The following is a 20,727-nucleotide window of genomic DNA, read 5'->3' as shown; positions in this document are numbered from 1 at the left end:
GCCATGTCGTCGACGCGTTCGACCAGGGAACGACGGAGAAACACCACCAGGCCCACGGCGGTGACCACGAGGGCGACACCGACGACGATGGTGGCGGCCACGGTGGTGCGGGCGCGCACCGTCGTGAGGCGTGCCCGAGGCCGGGGGTCTTCAGCCGCCATCGGGGTCCAGCCGGTAGCCGACGAGACGGACGGTCTGGATCGCGGATCGACCGAACGGCTCGTCGATCTTCCTGCGCAGATGCCGGACGTAGACCTCGACGATGTTGGGGTCGCCGTCGAACGCGAAGTCCCAGACGTGGTCGAGGATGGTGCCTTTGGAAAGCACTTCGCCCGAGCGCCGCATGAGGAACTCGAGCAGGGCGAACTGGCGCGGAGTGAGTGAGACCTCCGTTTCCCCCCGCCAGACCCTGTGGGCGGCGGGGTCGAGCCGCAGGTCGCCGACATTCAGCGTGGCCGGGCGCTCCCGCGAGCCTCGGCGCAGCAGCGCCCGAATTCTGGCGACCAGGACGACATAGGAGAACGGCTTGGACAGGTAGTCATCGGCGCCGGTATCGAGAGCTTCCGCCTCGTCGAGCTCGCCGTCCTTGGCCGTGAGCATGAGAATCGGGGTCCAGTTGCCGGCGTCACGCAACTCGGCGCACACCTGGAAGCCGTTCTTGCCGGGCAGCATGATGTCGAGAACGATGACGTCGAAGTCGCCGTCCGTGGCCCGCCAGAGGCCGTCGATGCCGTCGAGTGCGACCTCAGCAGCGAACCCCTCGGCCTCCAGTCCACGCTTGATTGACCGGGCGAGGTGCTTGTCGTCCTCGACCACGAGGATGCGCACTCCCCCAGTGTGCCACTCGCCGGCTTACTGCCCGCTGAAGCCGCCGACGCAGACCTGCGGCTCCGTCCGCGTTCAGCCGGTCTTCAGCCAACCCGCCATACAGTCGCCTCGATGTCCTGGTCGACGGACCGCGGGTGGCGCGCCGCCACCTCGCACACGGCGAGAGAGGGGGACGCTCATGTCCAGCGTGCAGCTCGAGGCGGTGCGGCTCACCAAGCGGTTCGGGGACCGTACGGCGGTGGACGGGTTGAGCTTCACGGCTCGACAAGGCGAGGTCGTGGGGCTGCTCGGTCCGAACGGGTCGGGCAAGACGACCACCATCCGACTACTCACCACGGTGCTCGCGCCAACGAGTGGGGAATTCTCGGTGGCCGGTGTTTCCTACACCCGGCCGGCCGAGATTCGACGGCGGATCGGCGTGCTGCCGGAGAGCAGCGGCTACCCCGGACACCAGACGGGCGAGGAGTACCTGCGCTACCACGCGCGGCTGTTCGGCAACGCCCGTCCGGACGCCGCGCGGGTCGCCGAGCGGCTACTGGCGGAGGTGGGCCTGGCCGAGCGTGGCGCGTCGCGGATCTCCACGTACAGCCGCGGCATGCGGCAGCGGCTGGGTATCGCACGGGCGCTGGTCAACGATCCCGCTGTCGTGTTCCTCGACGAGCCGACGCTCGGGCTCGACCCCGCCGGGCAACGTCAGATGCTGGCGATCGTCCGCGAGATCGCGGTGGTCAGGGGATCGACGGTCATCCTCAGCACCCACACCCTTCCGGACGTCGAGGAGATCTGCACGAGCGTGCTGATCCTTCACAAGGGAAAGGTCCTCGTCTCCGGCACCTTCGCCGAGGTCACCCGCGCTGTCCCCACCCAGCGGTACGCGCAGATGCGCGTACCGATCGAGTTGGTCGGTCGGGCCCGGGACGCCCTCGCGGCGGTTGCCGGCCTGGCGATGGAGCCGGCCGATGACCGTCCCGACGTCCTCAAGTTTTCCGTGGACGACCGGTCGGTCGTCACGCAGGCCGGCCCGGATCCGGGCATGAATGGACCGCTGTGGGCGGTGCTGAGCGCCGACGTGCCGGTTCTGTCCTTTGAGGTCGAAGGCGCGCGGCTCAGCGACGCGTTTTTAGCTATGACCGCGGAGGGTGTCCGATGACGACGGGTCTGCCGAGGCGGGTCCGCAACGTCGAACCCGGCGCGGGCGGGGTTAACGGCGATGGCCCGGGTTGGCGGGTCGTCGCCGAACAAGAGTGCCGTGATCTGTGGGTGAGCGGGCGCGGCCCGGTGTTGGTCTTCGCGTTCAGCGTCGTCCTGAGCGTCATGACCTACCTTGCCGGTACCAGTCAGGTGCTCAACTTCCTCGAGCAGCGGGAGGCGGTGAACCTCACCCTGCAGGTTGCGGTGGCGGTCGGCGTCCTCGTCACGCTGGTGGTCAGCGCCGACGCGATCAGCGGGGAGCGGGAACGGGGCACGTTGGAGAGCCTGCTGCTCGCACCCGTCTCCCGCCGGGCGATCGTGCTGGGGAAGATGGCCGCAGCCTTGTCGCTCTGGCTCGCGGCGTTCGTTGTGAGCGTGCCGTATCTGTGGGTGCTCGGGCGCGGAGTGTCCATCGTCGGGCAGGCGCTGCTGCTGGGCCTGCTCGTCGGCACGCTGCTGGCGGTCGCGCTCGCCGCGCTCGGTCTGCTGATCAGCGCCGTGTCGAGTTCCAACAAAGTCAGCCTCGCGGTGAGCCTGTTCCTGCTGTTGGCGCTCTTCGCACCGACCCAGTTGCCCGGCGGCGCGCCGAAGGGCTGGTTCGGTGATCTTCTCGTCCGACTCAATCCGGTCGGCGCGGCGCTGCACTACCTGACGGCTGTGCTCGTCAACGGGCACAGCTGGACGCGGGACCTGTCCTACCTGATCTCTCCGCTACTCACCGCGGTACTGGCCGGCGGCATCCTGGTTGCCGCCGGCACCCGGATCGTCAGGCTGCATGGAGGGGTGAGCGGAACATGAAGACCGGGCTGGCCCTCGCCGGGCTGTTGTTGGCGCTGACGGCTCCCGTCGGCCTGACCGCTTCGGCGGCGGCCGCTCCGCCGCCACTGCCGGGCGTCGTCGAGGTCGTTTTGGAGCAGAGCCGAGTCAACACGGTCGTTGGTGAGCGGTTGACGATCGAGTCCCGCGTGCTCAATTCGGCTGACGCGCCGACGGACCGGCTGGTGGCCCACCTCAACGTCGCGAGCCTGGACGGCGTCTACGTCGACCTCGAGGACTGGTCGGCGGACGTGACCCGGGAAGTTCCGCCGGTGGCGCCGGGCAGCAGCACGTCACTGTCCTGGCAGTTCCAGGCCGTCAACACCGGCAGTTTCGACGTCTACGTCGTGCTCATGCCCGGCGGCGACTCCACTGCGGGTACGGGCCCGCTGGTGGTGAGCCAGCCGCTACACGTGACGGTGGCCGGAAAGCGGACCCTGACCGCAGCGGGCTCGCTGCCGGTTGCCATCGTCGTTCCGGTCGTGCTCGCTCTGGTGGCCGCAGCTGCCAGATACCGCATTCGGCGTATGAGTTGACCCGGGGACACTACCGCCAGATACGCGCCTGACAGTAGCGCGGTCGGCCCCATCGAATGATCGAGCACATATACCGTTCGGCGGACCGGCCGGGGCGACCCGGCCGGCCCTGCCCGGTCAGCGGTGGGTCAGATAGTGGCGGGCCGCCTCACGCAGCCGGGCGTGCATCGCGTCGTACCCGCCGACCCCGCCCAGGTAGCGCTTGTCCACCTTCGCCACCATCGTGTAGTTCGTGTCGCACACGTTGCCGACCGGAGCCTCACCGGCCTGGCTGACCAGTTGGTACGCGTCGAGCTGGTCCAGCCCGACCAGCTCGGCGGTCCAGGTGACCAGGTCGTGCTGACTGATCCGGTAGGCGTCCTCCAGCGGGCGGGCCGAGCCAGTGGACATCAGCGAGTCGTCCGACTCGAGCCGCGGCCACGGGCTGCCCACCCCCTTGACGACGTCCACCACGACCGTGGTGTTCATGGCCGCCTCGATGCCGGTGCCGCAGACCTCGCCATGACCCTGCCGGCAGTGCCCGTCGCCGAGGGCGAAGAGCGCTCCCGACACGTTCACGCCGAAGTACGCGGTGACTCCGGCCCGCAGCTCCGGGGTGTCCATGTTGCCGCCGTGCGCGTCCGGGGTGATCGTCATCCGCGCCTCGAACGCACCCGGCGCCACCCCCGCGGTGCCGTGCATCGGATCCAGCGGCAGCGCCACGGTGTAGTCGTTCCGGCGTGCCCGGTACGTCGCCGTGCCCGCGGCGACGTCGACGTCGTACCGCCAGACCACCTCGTCCAGTGGGGGTTGCAGGGTCGCCGTGGTGTGGGTGCCGGTGAGCGCGCCGAAATGCGGAAAGGTGGTGGACACGGCCCAGTCCCGGGCCGGCTCGATGGAGATGAAGTGCACGGCGAGGGTGTCCCCGGGCTCGGCGCCCTCGATGTGGATCGGCCCCGTCACGGGGTTGAGGTACGGGAACTGGCAGACCTGCGACGGCAGGTCGTCGGTGCTCCGGACCCGACCGCCGAAGCAGTCCTCGGTGTAGAGCTCGAGGATGGTGCCCGGACGTACCCGGAGCACCGCCTCGCGCCCGCCGAAGGTGTAGGCGAGTTCGTCCGGCTCCGGCCGGTACTTCACGACGTCCATGTTCACTGCGGCTCCTTCACCGGCTCATCGGTGTTGTCGTGGGCGACGTCGACGAGCGCGGCCAGCTCGGGACGCCGGCCCGTCAGGTAGAAGGCCAGCAGGACCAGCAGCCCGACGCCCAGCCAGACGAAGCCGAGCACCTGGGCGGCGACCTTGGCGTTGATCACGACGTACAGAAGGATCAGGAATCCGATCACCGGCACCACCAGATGCCGCAACCAGTCCCGGCTGCCGTTACGCACGACGTAGTGGGTCACCACGGAGACGTGCAGCGCCAGGAACGCCGTCATGGCACCGAAGTTGACCAGTGTGGACAGCAGTGAGATGCCGTCGTCCCGGCTGGCCATGTAGAGGCCGAGCGCTAGGGAGATCGCGGCGACCAGCAGGGTGGCGTTGGCCGGCACCTTGTGTTTCGGGTTGATCCGGGCCAGGAAGCGCGGCATCTGCCGGTCGCGGGCCATCGCGTACAGCAGGCGGGAGGTCGCGGCCTGGGCGACCAGGGAGTTGGCGAAGCCCCAGGCGATCGCGGTGGCCAGGGCCGTCAGCCCGGCCAGCCAACCCCCGCCGGCCACCCGGGCCGCGTCGTAGAACGCGGTTCCCTCGGGGTCGCCGTTGTCGAGGAGGCCGGCCGCGTCCGGCACCAGCAGGGCCGCGACCCACGTCTGCACGACGAACAGGACGCCGGCCAGCAGCAGCGCCGCGACCATCGCCCGGCCGATCTGCCGGGCCTCCTCGCGGCTCTCCTCGGCCAGCATGGAGATCCCGTCGAAGCCGAGGAAGGAGAGTACGGCGATCGACACCGCGCCGAAGACCAGCGGCCAAGAGAAGGTGTCCGCGTTGAACAGCGGCCCGAGCGAGACGCCCTCGCCCTTGCCCTGCGCCAGCGCGACCACGCCGACGACCAGGAAGATCGCGAGGATGACCAATTCGGCGACGAGCATCACCCGGTTGACGCGGGCGGTCATCCGGATGCCGAAGTAGTTGACGACGGTGTTGAGCACGACGAAGGCCGCCAGCCACGCCCACACCGGCACCCCGGGCACGAGGGAGTGCATGGCCACGCTGGCCACCAGGTAGAGCAGACCGGGCACGAGGACATAGTCGAGCAGGATCACCCAGCCGGCGAGGAAGCCGACTGGCGGTGCGATGCCGCGACCGGTGTAGCTGTAGACGGAGCCGGCCATGGGGAACGCGCGGACCATCTGCGCGTACGACAGGGCGGTGAACATCATCGCCACCATGCCGATGATGTAGGCCAGCGCGACCATGCCGCCGGAGCCGGCGTACACGCTGCCGAAGATGCCGAAGGGGGCGATCGGCACCATGAAGATCAGCCCGTAGATGAGCAGGTCGGTGAAGCTGAGGGTCCGGCTCAGTTCCTGTCGGTAGCCGAACCGTTCGACCTGGGCGATTGTCTCGGATGGGTCGGGAGGTTGAGTCACGGCGCGCCTCCTTGATCTGGTGAGGCCGCACGTTAGTCCAGCCATCGACGAACAGCTAGATCTATGCGTCTGGATTGAGAACATCGCGAAGCCACGACTCGGAAAAAGTCAGGCTTGACTGTTTGGCGATGCGGCGAAGCGGCCCGTGTGGCTGGCTGTCGTACCCAGCTGTGAGGCTTGCGGTCATGGCGACTTTCGTTCTGATCCACGGCGGCGGGGGCAGCGCTTGGGACTGGCATCTCCTGGTCCCCGAGCTGGCCGACCGCGGCCACGACGTCGTGGTTCCGGAGCTGCCGATCGAGGACAGATCGGCGGGGTTCGCCGAGTTCCGCGAAACGGTCGTCGACGCGATCGGCGACCGGAGCGACCTTGTGGTCGTCGGACATTCGTATGGTGCGTTCACCGCGCCGCTGATCGCCGACAGGCTGCCGGTGCGGCTGATCGTCCTGCTGACTCCGATGGTCCCGAAGCCCGGTGAAAGGCCCGGGGACTGGTGGGGCAACACCGGTTACCGCGGCGTGGAAGGGCTCAGCGAGGAGCAGCAGTTCTACAACGGTGTGCCGGCCGAGATCGTTGCGGAGGCAGCGGCGCATGGCCGGGACCAGGTCAGTGCGGAAGGGAACGAGCCGTGGCCTCTGGACGCCTGGCCGGACGTGCCGACGACGGTGCTCATCGCCCGCGAGGACCGGTTCTTCCCGGCGGACTTCCAACGCCGGGTGGCCGCCGACCGGCTCGGCGCCACCCCGGATGAGATCGACGGTTCTCACTCGGTGCCGCTCAGTCACCCGAAGCAACTCGCCGACCGGCTGACCTCGTACCTGCTGCGCTGACGGCGGCTGAGCCCGCAGCGCCGGGCCGTCCGACTGGCTGCGCTCGGGCCTGGCTGGGGGAAATCCCCCAGCGGAAGACGGCCGTCAGCCGGGTCCCGTCCGGGCGGCCGCGTGCCTAGCGTGATCTTCCGTAGCCTCCAACGACGGAAGGAGTTCGGGTGATCGAGGCCCGGAATCTCACCAGGCGATACGGACCGAGAGTCGCGGTCGACGCACTCAGCTTCGACGTGCGGCCGGGCAGCGTCACCGGCTTCCTCGGCCCCAACGGGTCGGGCAAGTCCACCACCATGCGGCTGATCCTTGGGCTGGACCGGCCCGATGCTGGCCAGGTCCGGGTCGGCGGCCGACGCTACCGCCAGCTGCGCTGGCCGCTGCGCGAGGTCGGCGCGCTGCTCGAGGCCAGGGCGTTCCATCCGGGCCGTAACGCCCGCAGTCACCTGGCCGCGTTGGCCGCCAGCAACGCGATTCCGCGGGCCAGGGTCGACGAGGTGCTCGACATGGTCGGCCTGACCAGCGCGGCCGGGCGGCGGGCCGGGACGTTCTCCCTCGGGATGGGGCAGCGGCTCGGGGTCGCCGCGGCGCTGCTGGGTGATCCGGCTGTGCTGCTGCTGGATGAGCCGGTGAACGGGCTGGATCCCGAGGGGGTCCGCTGGATCCGCGACCTGCTGAAGGCGCTGGCCGCGCAGGGCCGCACGGTGTTCGTGTCCAGCCACCTGATCAGTGAGATGGCGCTGACCGCCGAGCGGCTGGTGGTGATCGGCCGGGGGCGGCTTCTCGCGGACACGACCGTCGCCGAACTGTCGGCCGGGTCGACGTCGCTGGAGGAAGCGTTCTTCCGGCTCACCAGCGGAGCGGTCGAGTACCCGGGTAACGCGATGAAGGAGGCAACGTCATGACCACGACCGCAGGGACGCGCGTGCCAAGCGGCCGTTACGGGCTGGCGCAGGCGGTCCGGATGGAATGGATCAAGCTGCGCAGCCTGCGCTCCACCTGGTGGACCCTGGCCGTCACGGTCGCCGGAACCGTCGGGATCGGGGTCGCTGTGGGCCTGAACAGCCGGGACGCCTCCGCGGACCTGACCAACAACGCGCTGGCCGGTGTGGTCCCCGGCCTGCTGCTGGGGGGTGTGCTCGGCGTACTGACCATGACGAGCGAATACTCCTCGGGAACGATCCGGGCCACGCTGGCTGCCGTCCCGCGGCGCCCCCTGATCCTGGCGGCGAAGGCAGCGGTGTTCGGGGCCGTGACCCTGATCGTCGGGGAGGCCGCGTCCCTCATCGCGTTCCTCGCCGCAGCAGCCACGCTGCGCCACGACATCGCGGCACCCACGCTGGGCCAGCCCGGCGTGCTACGGGCGGTCGTGCTGACCGGGGCGGCCTTCTGCCTGATCGGGCTGCTCGGCCTGGGCCTGGGCGCGATCATCCGGCACAGCGCCGCTGCGATCGGGGTGCTGGTGGCCGGCGTGTACGTGGTCGTGCAGGTCATCGGCTTCATCGCGCACAGCGCGGCGGTGTACATGCCGATCCTGATCCTGGCCAATTCGCTGAGCACGACCAAGCCGGTGACCTGCGGCACCGACGGGGCGTCCTGCCCGGACTTCCTGTCCGCGTGGGCCGGGCTCGGCGTGCTGTCCCTGTACGCCGCGATCGCACTGGGAGTCGGCGGTTGGCTGCTGGCCAAGCGGGACGCGTAGGCACAAGGCGGGGAGGGAGGAGGATGGCGGCATGGGCCTTCCGGTGATCACGCCGACCACGGACCCGCCACCGGGCAGCCAGACGCGGGCCAGGAGCCCATGGGCTGTCGCCCGCAGGGCGGTGGTGGCGCCATCCACCCGGCGTGCGGGCCGCGAGCTGTTGTTCTGCCTGGCCGGGCTGCCGTTCGCCGTGGTCAACCCGCTGGTGCTCTTCGTTCTCATTGTGGACATGATCTGGTTGGTGGCCGGCGGTGGACGGGGTAACCCGTCCCCGGCCGACATGGCCATCGCCGGTGTCTGCGTGGGGCTGCTGCTCGTACTGCTGGTGTCGACGACGGCGGCCCGGAGGCTCGGCTCGCTGCAGCGCGTGCTCGCGGCTCGACTGCTCGGGTTGCGAGTCGCGGCGCCACCGTCGGTGCGGCGTCGCCCCGGCGGTCGGGCCTGGCCCGGCCCGGGTCCGCGGGACGGGGCGGGCTGGCGGGTCGTGGTCTACCAGCTGGCCAAGCTGCCCGTCGGCCTGATCGAGTTGTACGCCGTGTCCCTCTGGATCGGCGGGCTGGTCAACCTGAGTTACCCGCTCCTGTGGGGGGCGTTCCGCAACCACCCGCCGGGAGTCCGGCTGAGCCCGTTGCCGGTGTTCACGCCGTTCGGGTGGTTCGGCGACGGCACGTTCCGCGTCGCGACCTTCCCCGGCACGTTCGCCGCCGCCGCAGCGGGAGCGGCGATGCTGCTGGCCGCCCCGTGGGTGACCAGGGCCGTCACCTCCGTCGACGCCTGGCTGATCCGCGGCCTGCTGGGGCCCGGGCGGCTGGTGCAGCGGGTCCAGGACCTGGAGCTGAGCCGGGCGCTGGCCGTGGACGACTCCGCCGCGCTGCTGCGGCGGCTCGAGCGGAACCTGCACGACGGCGCGCAGATCCGGCTGGCCACGCTGGCCATGAACCTCGGCATGGCCCGGGAGAAGCTCGGCGACGGCGGCGAGGTTCCGGACGCCGCGGCCGTCCGCGAGCTGGTCGACGCCGCGCTCCGGGGCGCCAAGGACGCGCTCGGCGAGCTGCGCAGCCTGGCCCGCGGGATCCACCCGCCGGTGCTCGACAACGGGCTGGCGGACGCCCTCGCCTCGCTGGCCGCCGACAGCGCGATCCCGGTCGAGCTGGAGGTCAGCATCCCGGTGCGGCCCACCCCCGCGATCGAGACCATCGCGTACTTCTGCGCCGCCGAGCTGCTGACCAACGCGGCCAAGCACAGCTTCGCGAACAAGATCGCCATCCGGGCGGCCGGACACCGGGACGTGCTGCTGCTCAGCGTCGCCGATGACGGCACGGGCGGTGCCGACCCGGCCCGGGGCAGCGGCCTGTCCGGGCTCGCGCAACGGGTCGCCGTCGTGGACGGCCGGCTCACGATCGCGAGCCCGCCCGGCGGCCCAACGAAGACCACCGTCGAGCTCCCGTTGCGCGCATGAACGCGCGGGTGGTGATCGCCGAGGACGCGGCCCTGTTCCGGGCGGGGCTCACCCGGCTGATCGAGGACCACGGCCACCGGGTGTGCGCCGCCGTGGGCGATGGCGGCGCACTGCTGGCCGCGGTGGCCAAGCATCAGCCCGACGTCGTGGTGGCCGACATCCGGATGCCGCCGACGCACACCGACGAGGGGCTGCGCGCCGCGCTCGAGATCCGTAGCCAGCATCCCCGCACCGCGGTGCTGGTGCTGTCGCAGTACATCGAGACCAGGTACACGTCCCGCCTGCTGGAAGGTAACGCGGCAGGCGCCGGCTACCTGCTGAAGGAGCGGGTGGCCGACGTCGCCGAGTTCGTCGACGCGCTGGAGCGGGTCGCCACGGGCGGCACGGCGCTCGACCCCGAGGTCGTCGGCCAACTGCTGCGCGTCAGCCGCCGCGCCGACGGCGTGGCGGCGCTCACCGCGCGGGAGCGCCACGTGCTCGCGCTGATGGCAGAGGGGCGTTCAAACGCCGGGATCGCCAGCGCGCTCGTGGTGACCGGCGGGACCGTGGAGAAGCACGTCGCGAGCATTTTCGACAAGCTAGGGCTCCCCCAGGACGAGGCCGACAACCGCCGCGTCCTCGCGGTCCTGCGCTACCTGAGCTCGTAAGACCGCACCGGCCTGCTACGTCCACAGAGGACGACGGCCGAAAAGCCACGACCTCCGACCCACACCTGGATGTATCGCGGTGTTCCTGTCGGGCAGTGGGGGCTAGCCCCCACGTCGGGTTTCGGGTTTTCCGGTTGGTGCCGACATCGAAGTTATTCGTACGCTTTGGGCCAGTCACTTTCCCCTGAAAGGAGCCTCGATGTGAGCGCACATTCCGCAGTCCACAAAACGGTCCGGTGGCGGAGGGCCGTGGCGGCCGCGACGGCTGGCGCGGTGCTGGTCACCGCGGTCGGCGGTGGGGCCGGGTCGGCCGCGCCGCCGGCCCCGGATCACCGGTCCACGGCCGCGGTGCTCCAGCACGGCCTCGACGATCTGCGCGACCTCGGCGTATCCGGGACGCAGGGCCTGGTCCGCGACGGGAACCGGGTGACCGTGGCCCGCAGCGGCGTGGCCGACCTGGACAACGGCACGCCGATGCCGGTCGACGGGTACTTCCGGATCGGCAGCACCACGAAGACTTTTGTGTCGGTAGTGCTGCTCCAACTCGTCGGCGAGGGCCGGATCGGGCTGGACGACCCAATCGACCGCTGGCTGCCCGGTGTCGTCGACGGCAACGGCAACGACGGCCGGCACGTCACCGTACGCCAGGTCCTGCAGCACACCAGCGGCCTCTACGACGCCACGAACGACCTCGCCGCGCTGAAGTCGGCCGACGAGTTCCTGGCGCACCGCTTCGACCACTACACCGAGGCGCAACTGGTGGCGATCGCGATGCGCCACCCGCCGCTGTTCGCCGCCGGCACGCACTGGAGCTACTCGAACACCAACTACCTCGTGGCCGGGATGCTCATCAAACGGGTCACCGGACACCTGTGGCACACCGAGGTACGCACGCGGATCCTGCTGCCGCTGCGCCTGACCCGTACGTTCTACCCCGGCGACCGGCCGACTCTGCCCCAGCCCCACGCCGAGGGGTACCGGCAGTTCGAGCCGAGCGGGCCGCTGGTCGACACGACCGTCTTCAATCCGACCGTGACGGCCTCGGCCGGCGGCCTGGTCAGCACCAGCACCGACCTGGCCCGCTTCTGGCAGGCGATGGCGCGCGGCCAGCTGTTACGGCCCGGACAGATGGCCGAGCTGCACCGAACCGTGCTGGCCGACGGGTTCCAGGGAATCCGGCCCAGCATCCGCTACGGGCTGGGCATCATGTGGATACCCAACCGGTGCGGCGGCTCCTGGGCGCACGTCGGCTCCATGCCCGGAATGAGCACCCTCGCCGCCGTCACCCCGGACGGGCACCGCTCGACGGTCTTGTACCTGGCCACCGAGCTGGCCGACCCGGACCGGGCAACGGCGGTCATCCAACGGGAGATGGCACTGCTCGACGACCTGATCTGCGGCTGACGGTCAGGCGGTGGAGGATCTTTCCGTCCTGGCCGACCTGCCTCGGGCGACCGGGTGCTCGACCGACGCCGGACGGTCTCCGAGCTCGGTCGCGGGTCCCCGTCGTCTCACCGGGGCCTGCCGCGCTCGCGACGCTGATCTTTGCTCGGTGGCCTGCTCCGCCGCGTCGGGCGCCGCGACCGGTGGTGTGGTGCGGCTCGCCGCGGTGTTGACGAGATCCGGCAGGTCCCGCCCGACCACCAGGGGTAGCTCTCGCGTGACGTCCGCAGTCGGCCCCGGCTCGCCCGCCGGGTCGGCGACTCGGGCGACACCTGCCCGTCCCGTCGCGGTTCGCGGCATCGGTGCCGCACGGCGGGTCGTTGCCGGCGGCGCGTCGGCCGGCTCCGCGACGGCGCCTGACACGTCCGTGGTCGACGGCGATTCCGCCCGGCTGATCGCCGAGCGGCCCGCCGTGCTGCGCGGCGTCCGGCGCGCTGGGGCTGCCGGCAGGAGCGGGGCGAGTTCCGCGTGCAGCGCCGCCCACTCGGAGGCGCGAGGCGGGTCGGACTGATCTGTGGTCGAGGTCGGCTGGCCCGTGCCTTCGGACCGCTCCACCTGCCGGCCGGCACGGTCCGGCGTCACCGCCCGGGACCGCTCCGATTCCGGGCGCTCGGCACCGTCTCCCGCCTGCTGTGCGGAGTCTCCGGCCGACTCTGGCCGCACTGAACCGCCGGAGTCCCCGTCCGCCGCAGGGGCTACGGGGACCGCGTCCGTGACCGGCTCGGTGGCGTGGGCGACCAGCCGCTCCGGCGCGTCGGCGAGCAGCCGCGCGGCCGAGGCCAGTGCGACAGGGTCGGGGTGGCCGGCCCGACGCCACCGCCGGCGGCGGCCGCTGGCCGGCAGGTTCCCGGCCAGCACACGCGCGGGTGCCAGATCGGCGGCGATCAGCGCGGTGAGCCCGTCGTAGTCCGCCTGCTCGGCCAGCCGCAGGGCGATCTCGTCGAGGTCGTACACCGCCAGGGCGATGTCCGCGGTGGTGGCGTCGAGTGCTCGGCTGATCTTGCGGCGCAACACCTTTCTGAGCGCCGCCTGCCGCCGCTCGGCGCGAATCTGCGCGCGGGCCGCGTCGAGCGAACCGTACAGCCCGAGGTTGGGGTCGGCCTTGGCCAACGAGCGGGCGCGGCGGGTCAGCCACGGGTGTCGCAACCAGTGCCCGACCGGTTCGTACCCCGGCGTCGTGGGCGGCAGCTGCTGCCTGGCGCGCAGCCGGTCCCGGCGCTGATTCTCGCTGCTCATCAACCACACCAGATAACCGAGCAGCGACATGCCCGCGTAGAAACCGCCTTCGAGGTGGTTACTGTGCGCCAGCCAGTTGAAGGCGACCGCGGCGGCGGCGATTCCGGCCGACAACACCCGGGACAGCATCGCCCCTTCGCCCAGTCGACGGCGCACGTCAGCGTTCGCGAGCACCACGACGCCGCCCAGCTCCAGCGCCCCAACCGCGGGAAGGGCGACGTACCACGGCATGCCGAGCACTTCCATCGCCCCGGACACCTGGCCACCGAGCGCGATCAGCAGCACGACAACGTAGAACCCGGTGCGCAGCACGGCCACGTGCCGCACCGCCTTGTCCAGCTCCGCGTCCCACACCTCCGGCGGCCCGGCGCCTGACGCCCCGCCAATTGACCTTCCGCCGGTCATCCGAATCTGGTCCGGTTCCTGGAACACGCCGAGCAGGTTCCTCTCTCACCCCGGCCCCGGCCTGACCGGCGCCGCGGCCGCCCAACCCGGCGGTGCCGCCCGTCGGGTCGTACCGGAGCCGCGCTCCGGCTGTCGGCCGTCGTCCGCCGCATGCTACAAGGTTCCGGGCGAATTGGAGTTCGCAGATGCCGCGCTGAGCGGGCAGAGTCACTCGGGTGCGTCTGCTCGTCGTGGTTATCCCTCGGACCCGACCGATGCCCGTCCGGATCGGGCACGGCGCGCCACGGCCCGGTCGTCGGGTGAGAGGCTGAGTGGGTGGGCCTGGACATGGGGATCGCCATTCGGCTCGCCGAGGCACGGCTGACGGAGTGGCGACGCCTCGGCTATGCCGCGTGGCGCGCTCTCCTCGACCACAAAGAGATGCGCCAGATCGTTGGCGAAGACGGCCAGCGGTACAGCGTGGTCAGCTACGCCCTTGATGACGGCGATGGGCGTGTCCGCATGTCGGTAGCTGTGGACGACGGCGGCTGGTCCACATGTGTCCCGCTGGTGCGAAACGAGATCATGAATTCGGATGGCACCTTCGTCGCGTGACCTCCTCGTCCCAGCTAGTCACTCAGTTTTTCCGCAGCAGCCCGTTCAGCCGCCGGCGCGCGTGCACATCGTTCTGGCTCAGCACGTTCATCCTGACGCCCGGCCCTGGCAAGTGGTCCATGGGCCACCGATGGGCGTCATGCCGCGAGCCATCGGAGCTGTAACACGCCGCTGAGGCGGTGATGGGCCGGTGAGCGGCGGTCGGGCCCCTCGATTACGGTGACCTTGGAAAGGGGGGTGGGCCATGGCGCCGGAGGTGTCGCCGCGAAGGGCCAGGGCCGTGCTCGTCGCGCTCTCCCTCGCCGCGTTCGCGTTCATCACGACCGAGTTGCTGCCCGTCGGCCTGCTGACCCACATCGCACCCGATCTCGACCGGTCCCACTCGCAGGTGGGTCTGCTGGTCAGCGGGTACGCCGTCGTGGTCGTGCTGGCGTCCGTGCCGCTGGCCCGGCTGACCCAGCGGATACCCCGGCGTCAACTGCTCGGCGTCACGATGCTCCTGTTCGCCGCCGCGAACGCCACCGCCGCGCTCGCACCGACGTACGCCGTGCTGGCCGGCTCCCGCCTCGCAACCGCCCTCGCCCAGGCGCTGTTCTGGTCCATCGCCACGGCCACCGTGACCGGGCCCTTCCCGGTCGCGGTGCGCGGCCGGGTGGTTGCGCTGTTCGCGACCGGGGCGACGCTCGCCCCGGTGCTCGGCGTACCCCTCGGCACCTGGCTCGGGCAGCAGGCCGGTTGGCGCGCGGCGTTCGCGGTGCTGGCCGGGGTGGGTGTGGTGATCGCCGCCGCGGTGCTCGTCCTCCTTCCCTCCTATCCCCCGGCCGCTGGCGGCGCCGCCCGGGGCACCGCACCGGACGGGCGGCGTTTCGTCCTGTTGCTGATCGCGACGGCGCTCGGCATCGGCGGCTTCATGACCCTGCAGACCTACGTCACACCGTTCCTGCTCGACGTGAGCGGCTTCGCCGATGCGGTGCTGGCGCCGCTGCTGTTCGTCTCCGGCGCGGCCGGCGTCGTCGGCACCCTGGCCGCGGCCCGGACTCTGGACACCCGGCCGATCGCTTCCCTGCTGACGCCGCTGAGCATCGGCACGGCCTCGCTGTTCGGCCTGTACGCGCTCGGCGCGCTCCGGCCCGGCGCGGTCGCACTCCTCGCCGGGGTCGGCCTCGCCTACGCGGCGTTCGGCTCCGCCGTGCAGAGCCGGATGCTGCAACTGGCTCCGGGCAGCACCGACATCGCGTCGGCGGGCGTCAGCACCGCCTTCAACGCCGGCATTGCCGGCGGATCGCTGCTCGGCGGTGCCCTCCTGCCCACCTCGGGGGCACGCCCGCTGGCACTCGTCGGCGGGCTGCTGACGCTGGTCGCTCTCACGCTGCTCGCCGTGGACGCGCGGCGGAGCCGCGCCGCCGGGCCAGCCCCGACGGCCGCCCGTTCCCCCACCAGCCCCGCGGCTACGCGGCAGGTCACACCCACCTGACGTATTCACCCCGGCGGGCGACCTGATCCGCGCCACCCTTGCCCCGTTCCGGACCCGGACCTGACAGCGGCAGATCGGGATGCCGGGCGGAGGCAGACGCTGATGCGTACTGTTCCGGTATGGCCCAACGACTCGTCAGCGTGTGGCAACCGTTCTTCCTCGGTAGCGAGAGTCAGGGCGCGGCCATCGATGCCGCGTCCGAGTTGGAGGAGCTCGGCTATTCACGGCTCTGGTTCTCGGGCGGTTTCGAGGAGAACGTCGCCCCTCGCTTCCGGGAGATCCTGGACGGGACCAAGCGCATCGGGGTCGCGTCGGGGATCGTGAGCATCTGGCACTCGTCGCCCGCCGAGGTGGCGGCGTTCGCCCAGGACGCGGAGCGGGCCCATCCCGGCCGGTTCCTGCTCGGTCTCGGCGCCAGCCACGCTGTGCTCGTGGAAGGCAGCGGCACCGCCTACCGCAAGCCGTATTCGAAGATGGTGGAGTACCTCGACGGTCTCGACGCTGCCGGGCTCCCTCCCGAGCGGCGGGTCCTGGCCGCACTCGGCCCGCGGATGCTCGAGCTCTCCCGCGACCGTTCAGCCGGGGCGCACCCGTATTTCGTCCCTGCCGAGCACACCGCCGAGGCGCGAGCGGCACTCGGGCCTGACCGGCTGCTCGCCCCCGAGGTCGCGGTGGTCCTCGAAACAGACGCCACCACTGCGCGCGGCACGGCCCGGCAATACACGAGCGGATACCTCGCACTGCCGAACTACACCAACAACCTGCGGCGGTTCGGCTGGACCGACGAGGACTTCGCGGCCGGCGGCAGCGACCGCCTCGTCGACGCCCTGATTCCCTGGGGCACGGCCGAAGAGGTCGCGGCCGGGCTGGAGAAGCACTACCAGGCCGGCGCGGACGAGGTGGCTGTCCAGGTACTAAATGGCGGCGACGCCACGGCATTCCCCGCCGACGCGTTCCGCGCTCTGGCGGCGGTCCTGATCTGACCTTCCGATGGCCCGCGTCCGCCACGGCGCGGGCCGTCGACTCTACCGGCCACCGTCGCCGGCCGGCGGTGCCGGGAGGCCCTGACGCGTGCCGCTGCGGGACTCCAGCACCATCAAGCGCGGCCGAAGTGGCTGCTCATGCAACGGCGGTGGCCATCCGGCGTACCGCCTCGGTGATCAACTCCGGCGCGGTGGCCAGATTCAGCCGGACGTGGCCATCGCCGCCGGTGCCGAAGGCCACACCGGAGTTGAGCGCCACCCGGCCACGGTCGAGGAACACGGCGGCGGGGTCGTCGCCGAGGCCCAGGGCTCGGCAGTCGAGCCAGGCGAGATAGGTGGCCTGACCGGGGTGGTAGCGGATGGCCGGCAGGTGCTCGGCGAGCAGCGCGACGAGGAGTCGACGGTTGTCGTCCAGGCCGGTCATCAAGGCGTCCAGCCACTCGCCGCCGTCGCGGAAGGCGGCGGTGTGGGCGATCACGGCGAGGTGGCTGGTGCTGACGCTGGCTTCGAACGGAACGCGGGCGAGGTCTCCGGCCGCGGCCGGGCCGGCAATGAGGAGCGCACCCCGCAGGCCGGCCAGGTTCCACCCCTTGGAGGCCGACATCAGCGACAGGCCGTTCTCCGCGCCGGGCACCGAGAGGTACGGCACGAACCGCGCTCCCCCAACCACCACCGGAGCGTGGATCTCGTCGGCGACCACCCGCACCCCGTGCCGCTCGGCCAGACTGGCGACGGCGGCCAACTCGTCCGCGGTGTGCAGGACGCCGGTCGGGTTATGCGGGCTGCACAGCAGGTACGCCGCTGGCCGCCCACCTGCCCGAGCCTGCCGGAACGCGTCCTCCAGTGTGCCGAGGTCGATCCGCAGGTCCTCGCCGAGTGGCGCCTCCACGATCCGGCGGCCGGCGTGCGTCACGAACTCGTAGAACGGCGGGTAGACCGGGCAGTTGACGACCACGGCGTCCCCCGGCTCGGTGACCAGCCGCAGCGCCTCGACGATGCCGTGCATCACGTCGGGCACCAGCGCGGTGCGCTCCACGGCCAGCCCGTCCCAACCCCACCGCCGCCGGGCGAACTCGGCCAGCGCCCGCGGGTACGCCGTGCCGGCGGTGTAGCCGGTGTCGCCGCGCGCGACGGCGTCGGTGATCGCCCGCGCGACCGGCTCGGCCAGCGGCACGTCCATCTCCGCCACCCAGAGCGGCAGCACGTCGTCGGGGTACTCCCGCCATTTGAGGCTCGTCCGTTGGCGGAGCTGGTCGATCGTGAGCTGGCGAAGAGGATTGACCGCGTTTCGGGCACCACTGAGCACACCACTCATGGCGGAAGCCTATTCCGCTCCGTCCCCGCCGGCCCTCCGAGTACGGGGTGCTGAGTGTGGTTTCCGTCGGTTGATGAACGCATGCGCCGTACTGGTTCGTAGCTACCGCCGTCGCCATTCCGGATTCACTTCCGATTCGCCAGGCCGACCGCTTCGGCTGGCTAGCGTCTCCCGGGCATGACCTTGATCGAACCGGTCGGGGTGTCGTGTAGCGGCAGGTCCGCTGGCGGCAGGTCGACAGCGGTTCGCGTGAAATGGGGACCAGATGGAACTAGACCGCAGACAGTTCATCGCCGTGAGCGGCGCGGTCGCCGCCGCCGGGCTGCTGCCCGGGGCTGCGGCATGGGCGGACACCGGCGAGGAGCGTAAGCCCGGTGGGCACGACGAGCCGAAGGGCACGTGGCTGCCGGGTGACACCCATGTCCACGACGACCACTCGTCGGACGGGAGCGCCCCGCGCCAGTTGTCGAACCAGCGCGATCCGGGGAACCTGCCGGTCAGTGACCAGATCAGCTACGCCGAGTCGGTGGGCCTGGCATTCATGCCACTGACCGACCACCGCACCTTCGACCAGCACTGGGATCCGCTCTGGAAGTCCGACCGGCTGCTACTGCTCACCGGTGAGGAGGCGAACGGATCGCCACACGCCATCGTGCTGGGCGCGGTGGATGCGGTGGTGGACGGCGCAAACCCGCCCGGCTCGGCGCCGTTCCGTCATGTGCAGCAGTCGATCTGGGACGCGCATGCCCAGGACGCCGTCTGGTCGGTCGCCCACCCGGACGACGGCGAGTACACCCCGGCCGGTGGCCCGAACGAGAACGCCAGCGCGCAGGGGATCGACACCGTCGAGGTGTGGAACGTCAGCAGCAACCCCGAAGTCGAGATCGAGTACGCCGAGAACCGCTGGAACCACGGGTTCCGCTTCGGCGCGGTAGCGGCGAGCGACAGCCACTTCAAGGAACTGCGGCCGGGCAACGCCCCCGGTCGACCGACCACCTGGGTCTTTGCCGCAGAACGCTCCGTCCGAGCGATCCTCGACGCGTTGAAGGCGGGCCGGACGACGGTGTCGCTGAGCCCGGACGGGCCCTTCGTGACCATCGAGGCCGACGTCAACGGCGATGGCCGGTTCGAGGCCATCTGCGGCGACGAGGTGATCGTCGCCGACCGCGAGCTGTCGAAGCGCGCCGCGCTTCGGGTTCGGGCCAGGTCCGCCGTCGGCATGCGGGTACTCGTCTACGCCGCACCGGGCCGCTCGGCCGGCCCTGTCGCGACCTTCGTACCCACCAGGGACGACCAGACGTACCTGCTCCCGCTCAAGCTGACCGGGGATCACAGCTGGTACCGGGTGGAGGTGCGCGGGCCGGGTGAGCTCTCCGGGCGCGACGCCGATCCGAACCTGCCCGACCAGTTGCGCGGCGCCACGTCACCGGTGTTCGTGTCGGTGCAGCGGGGAGCCGAGCCGGCGCCCGAGATCGCACTGCCGCAGCCTGCCAGCGGCAATGACCGGGCCGAGTTGGTGCTGGGTGAGCAGGGCGAGTTCGCCGGCTTCGCCGACGTCGCGGTGGCCGGTCGGGTCACCCACGTGGTCGCCCAGGCCCACCGGGACCACCGTACGTCGGTGGTGTATCGCCGGCTGGACGGGCACGGGAACAAGCACGCCGACAAGGGAATCGTTCTCTCCGGCGATTCGGGTACGGCACGGGCACCGCGGGTCGCGGCCTCCGGCGACGACGTCTGGGTGGTGTGGCAGGACTCCCGTGGCCACGAGCAGCCCCACCGGCCGGGAATCTACCTGCGCCACAGCCGCAACGGCGGTAGGAGCTTCGAGTCCGCGGTGAAGCTCAGCAGCGGCCAGGGTCGTGCCGAGCAACCCGCGCTTGCCCTGCTCGACGACCGGCACCCCGTGGTGGCCTGGGCGCAGAACAGCGGTGGCGCGTTCGACGTCTACGTTCAGGTGGTCGGGGTCGACCGGACCCCGGTCAACGTCTCCGCCGCCGGCAAGGTCATCGTCCCCGGTACGCCGGACGACGCCCGCTCGCCCATCCACCCGGCCTCGCTCTTCCCGTCGGTGGCCGTGACCCAGCGCGGGGGCATCGTCGTGACCTGGCAGGACAACCGGTTCGACCCGGACGCGGGCTGGACCGGGCACACCCCGCCGCCCGGCCAGGCCGCCAGTGGTGGCACCAACCCGGACGCCTGGGAGATCCTGGCGGCGGCCCGGACCAGCCGGTCGGAGGGCTGGGGTGCGCCCATGCGGGTCAGCGCAAACGACAACGCGGCCGACCGTCACCCGAGCGTCGCCGTGGGCCGTGACGGTGTCCTGGTCGTCATCTGGGAGACCAAGGCCCTCTCGGCCTCCGGGGCCAATCTCTCGCTGCGGGCGAGCCGGTCGGCCGACGGCACGACGTGGTCGGCGGCCGAGTCGGTCGGTCTCGATGCCAACGCCATGAGCCAGCGTCCCCGGCTGGGCGTCGACCCCGACGGCTCCGTCCGCGCGGTCTGGTACGACTCCCGCTCCGCCGACTGGCGCTGGAAGGTCTTCACGTCTCGCCTGGCGGCAACGGGCTGGACGCCGGCGGTCCAGCTGAGCACGCGTGGCAACGGCACGTGGCCGGCGATTGACAACAGCACCGTGGTCTTCACCAGTGACCGAGAGGCGCAGCGCAGCCAGCGCGACGTCACCCAGGGGATCTACCTGATCGCGTGA

18 protein-coding genes are annotated in these 20,727 nt (G+C 71.1%); 13 read left to right on the top strand and 5 right to left on the bottom strand.

Annotation, left to right across the window (positions count from 1 at the left end):
• Positions 1 to 150: 150 nt before the first annotated feature.
• The gene (locus AB0K07_RS11575; protein WP_363753571.1) at positions 151 to 828 is read right to left on the bottom strand and encodes a response regulator transcription factor; all 678 of its coding nucleotides are present in this window, start codon (positions 826 to 828) and stop codon (positions 151 to 153) included.
• A gap of 178 nt (positions 829 to 1,006) precedes the next feature.
• Here AB0K07_RS11575 and AB0K07_RS11570 point away from each other — a divergent pair, with 178 nt between their 5' ends.
• Genes AB0K07_RS11570 through AB0K07_RS11560 form a run of 3 tightly spaced genes read left to right on the top strand, consistent with a single transcriptional unit; the run spans position 1,007 to position 3,371 of the window.
• Positions 1,007 to 1,978 carry an ABC transporter ATP-binding protein gene (locus AB0K07_RS11570; protein ID WP_363753568.1) on the top strand — a complete coding sequence of 324 codons (972 nt, stop codon included), beginning with the start codon at positions 1,007 to 1,009 and terminating at the stop codon, positions 1,976 to 1,978.
• Positions 1,975 to 2,817 carry an ABC transporter permease gene (locus tag AB0K07_RS11565; protein WP_363753566.1) on the top strand — a complete coding sequence of 281 codons (843 nt, stop codon included), beginning with the start codon at positions 1,975 to 1,977 and terminating at the stop codon, positions 2,815 to 2,817. The genes AB0K07_RS11570 and AB0K07_RS11565 overlap by 4 nt, the downstream gene beginning before the upstream one ends.
• Positions 2,814 to 3,371: a hypothetical protein gene (locus AB0K07_RS11560; protein ID WP_363753564.1), complete on the top strand. Its 558-nt coding sequence runs from the start codon at positions 2,814 to 2,816 to the stop codon at positions 3,369 to 3,371. Before AB0K07_RS11565 ends, AB0K07_RS11560 begins: the two co-directional genes overlap by 4 nt.
• A gap of 117 nt (positions 3,372 to 3,488) precedes the next feature.
• Here the strand turns inward: AB0K07_RS11560 and AB0K07_RS11555 are convergent, their stop codons facing one another.
• Both AB0K07_RS11555 and AB0K07_RS11550 read right to left on the bottom strand, forming a co-directional pair.
• The gene (locus AB0K07_RS11555; protein ID WP_363754310.1) at positions 3,489 to 4,499 is read right to left on the bottom strand and encodes an acetamidase/formamidase family protein; all 1,011 of its coding nucleotides are present in this window, start codon (positions 4,497 to 4,499) and stop codon (positions 3,489 to 3,491) included.
• A gap of 2 nt (positions 4,500 to 4,501) precedes the next feature.
• Entirely contained in the window at positions 4,502 to 5,941 is a 1,440-nt protein-coding gene (locus tag AB0K07_RS11550) for an APC family permease (protein ID WP_363753562.1), read from the bottom strand.
• A gap of 185 nt (positions 5,942 to 6,126) precedes the next feature.
• On the opposite strand from AB0K07_RS11550, the gene AB0K07_RS11545 reads away from it, so the two are divergent.
• The 6 genes from AB0K07_RS11545 (at position 6,127) to AB0K07_RS11520 (ending at position 11,974) form a co-directional block, all read left to right on the top strand.
• Positions 6,127 to 6,771, top strand: a complete 645-nt coding sequence (locus AB0K07_RS11545; protein WP_363753560.1) for an alpha/beta hydrolase — start codon at positions 6,127 to 6,129, stop codon at positions 6,769 to 6,771.
• Positions 6,772 to 6,929: 158 nt separating this feature from the next.
• Positions 6,930 to 7,667 carry an ATP-binding cassette domain-containing protein gene (locus tag AB0K07_RS11540; RefSeq protein ID WP_363753557.1) on the top strand — a complete coding sequence of 246 codons (738 nt, stop codon included), beginning with the start codon at positions 6,930 to 6,932 and terminating at the stop codon, positions 7,665 to 7,667.
• Entirely contained in the window at positions 7,664 to 8,464 is an 801-nt protein-coding gene (locus tag AB0K07_RS11535) for an ABC transporter permease subunit (RefSeq protein ID WP_363753555.1), read from the top strand. Before AB0K07_RS11540 ends, AB0K07_RS11535 begins: the two co-directional genes overlap by 4 nt.
• 31 nt (positions 8,465 to 8,495) lie before the next feature.
• Complete coding sequence (locus AB0K07_RS11530) at positions 8,496 to 9,923, top strand: sensor domain-containing protein (RefSeq protein WP_363753552.1); 1,428 nt, start codon at positions 8,496 to 8,498, stop codon at positions 9,921 to 9,923.
• On the top strand, positions 9,920 to 10,570 hold the full coding sequence (locus AB0K07_RS11525; RefSeq protein WP_363753549.1) for a response regulator transcription factor: 651 nt from the start codon (positions 9,920 to 9,922) through the stop codon (positions 10,568 to 10,570). The genes AB0K07_RS11530 and AB0K07_RS11525 overlap by 4 nt, the downstream gene beginning before the upstream one ends.
• Positions 10,571 to 10,819: 249 nt before the next feature.
• Positions 10,820 to 11,974: a serine hydrolase domain-containing protein gene (locus AB0K07_RS11520; protein ID WP_363753546.1), complete on the top strand. Its 1,155-nt coding sequence runs from the start codon at positions 10,820 to 10,822 to the stop codon at positions 11,972 to 11,974.
• A gap of 3 nt (positions 11,975 to 11,977) precedes the next feature.
• Here the strand turns inward: AB0K07_RS11520 and AB0K07_RS11515 are convergent, their stop codons facing one another.
• Complete coding sequence (locus AB0K07_RS11515) at positions 11,978 to 13,681, bottom strand: hypothetical protein (protein WP_363753543.1); 1,704 nt, start codon at positions 13,679 to 13,681, stop codon at positions 11,978 to 11,980.
• Positions 13,682 to 13,981: 300 nt separating this feature from the next.
• On the opposite strand from AB0K07_RS11515, the gene AB0K07_RS11510 reads away from it, so the two are divergent.
• The 3 genes from AB0K07_RS11510 to AB0K07_RS11500 all read left to right on the top strand — a co-directional run bounded on the left by AB0K07_RS11510 (position 13,982) and on the right by AB0K07_RS11500 (position 16,705).
• Complete coding sequence (locus tag AB0K07_RS11510) at positions 13,982 to 14,248, top strand: hypothetical protein (RefSeq protein ID WP_363754307.1); 267 nt, start codon at positions 13,982 to 13,984, stop codon at positions 14,246 to 14,248.
• Positions 14,249 to 14,492: 244 nt separating this feature from the next.
• Entirely contained in the window at positions 14,493 to 15,722 is a 1,230-nt protein-coding gene (locus tag AB0K07_RS11505) for an MFS transporter (RefSeq protein WP_363753540.1), read from the top strand.
• A 119-nt stretch (positions 15,723 to 15,841) separates the two neighbouring features.
• Positions 15,842 to 16,705 (top strand): LLM class F420-dependent oxidoreductase, encoded by an 864-nt coding sequence (locus AB0K07_RS11500; RefSeq protein WP_363753537.1) that lies wholly within the window; start codon positions 15,842 to 15,844, stop codon positions 16,703 to 16,705.
• Positions 16,706 to 16,841: 136 nt separating this feature from the next.
• Here AB0K07_RS11500 and AB0K07_RS11495 read toward each other — a convergent pair whose 3' ends face one another.
• A complete protein-coding gene (locus AB0K07_RS11495) occupies positions 16,842 to 18,020 on the bottom strand; it encodes a MalY/PatB family protein (RefSeq protein ID WP_363753534.1) in 1,179 nt (392 codons plus the stop codon).
• 265 nt (positions 18,021 to 18,285) lie between these two features.
• Between AB0K07_RS11495 and AB0K07_RS11490 the strand changes: the two genes are divergently transcribed.
• Positions 18,286 to 20,727: a CehA/McbA family metallohydrolase gene (locus tag AB0K07_RS11490; protein WP_363753532.1), complete on the top strand. Its 2,442-nt coding sequence runs from the start codon at positions 18,286 to 18,288 to the stop codon at positions 20,725 to 20,727.

The organism is Micromonospora sp. NPDC049301 (assembly GCF_040678715.1).
GTDB lineage: Bacteria > Actinomycetota > Actinomycetes > Mycobacteriales > Micromonosporaceae > Micromonospora.
Note: the sequence above shows the minus strand (reverse complement) of the source record. Positions and strands in the feature narration are given on the sequence as shown.

Coding starts and splice junctions, on each gene's coding strand:
- AB0K07_RS11570 (WP_363753568.1), top strand. CDS start 1,007: ATGTCCAGCGTGCAGCTCGAGGCGGTGCGGCTCACCAAGCGGTTCGGG.
- AB0K07_RS11565 (WP_363753566.1), top strand. CDS start 1,975: ATGACGACGGGTCTGCCGAGGCGGGTCCGCAACGTCGAACCCGGCGCG.
- AB0K07_RS11560 (WP_363753564.1), top strand. CDS start 2,814: ATGAAGACCGGGCTGGCCCTCGCCGGGCTGTTGTTGGCGCTGACGGCT.
- AB0K07_RS11555 (WP_363754310.1), bottom strand. CDS start 4,499: ATGGACGTCGTGAAGTACCGGCCGGAGCCGGACGAACTCGCCTACACC.
- AB0K07_RS11545 (WP_363753560.1), top strand. CDS start 6,127: ATGGCGACTTTCGTTCTGATCCACGGCGGCGGGGGCAGCGCTTGGGAC.
- AB0K07_RS11535 (WP_363753555.1), top strand. CDS start 7,664: ATGACCACGACCGCAGGGACGCGCGTGCCAAGCGGCCGTTACGGGCTG.
- AB0K07_RS11530 (WP_363753552.1), top strand. CDS start 8,496: ATGGGCCTTCCGGTGATCACGCCGACCACGGACCCGCCACCGGGCAGC.
- AB0K07_RS11525 (WP_363753549.1), top strand. CDS start 9,920: ATGAACGCGCGGGTGGTGATCGCCGAGGACGCGGCCCTGTTCCGGGCG.
- AB0K07_RS11510 (WP_363754307.1), top strand. CDS start 13,982: ATGGGGATCGCCATTCGGCTCGCCGAGGCACGGCTGACGGAGTGGCGA.
- AB0K07_RS11505 (WP_363753540.1), top strand. CDS start 14,493: ATGGCGCCGGAGGTGTCGCCGCGAAGGGCCAGGGCCGTGCTCGTCGCG.
- AB0K07_RS11500 (WP_363753537.1), top strand. CDS start 15,842: ATGGCCCAACGACTCGTCAGCGTGTGGCAACCGTTCTTCCTCGGTAGC.
- AB0K07_RS11495 (WP_363753534.1), bottom strand. CDS start 18,020: ATGAGTGGTGTGCTCAGTGGTGCCCGAAACGCGGTCAATCCTCTTCGC.
- AB0K07_RS11490 (WP_363753532.1), top strand. CDS start 18,286: ATGGAACTAGACCGCAGACAGTTCATCGCCGTGAGCGGCGCGGTCGCC.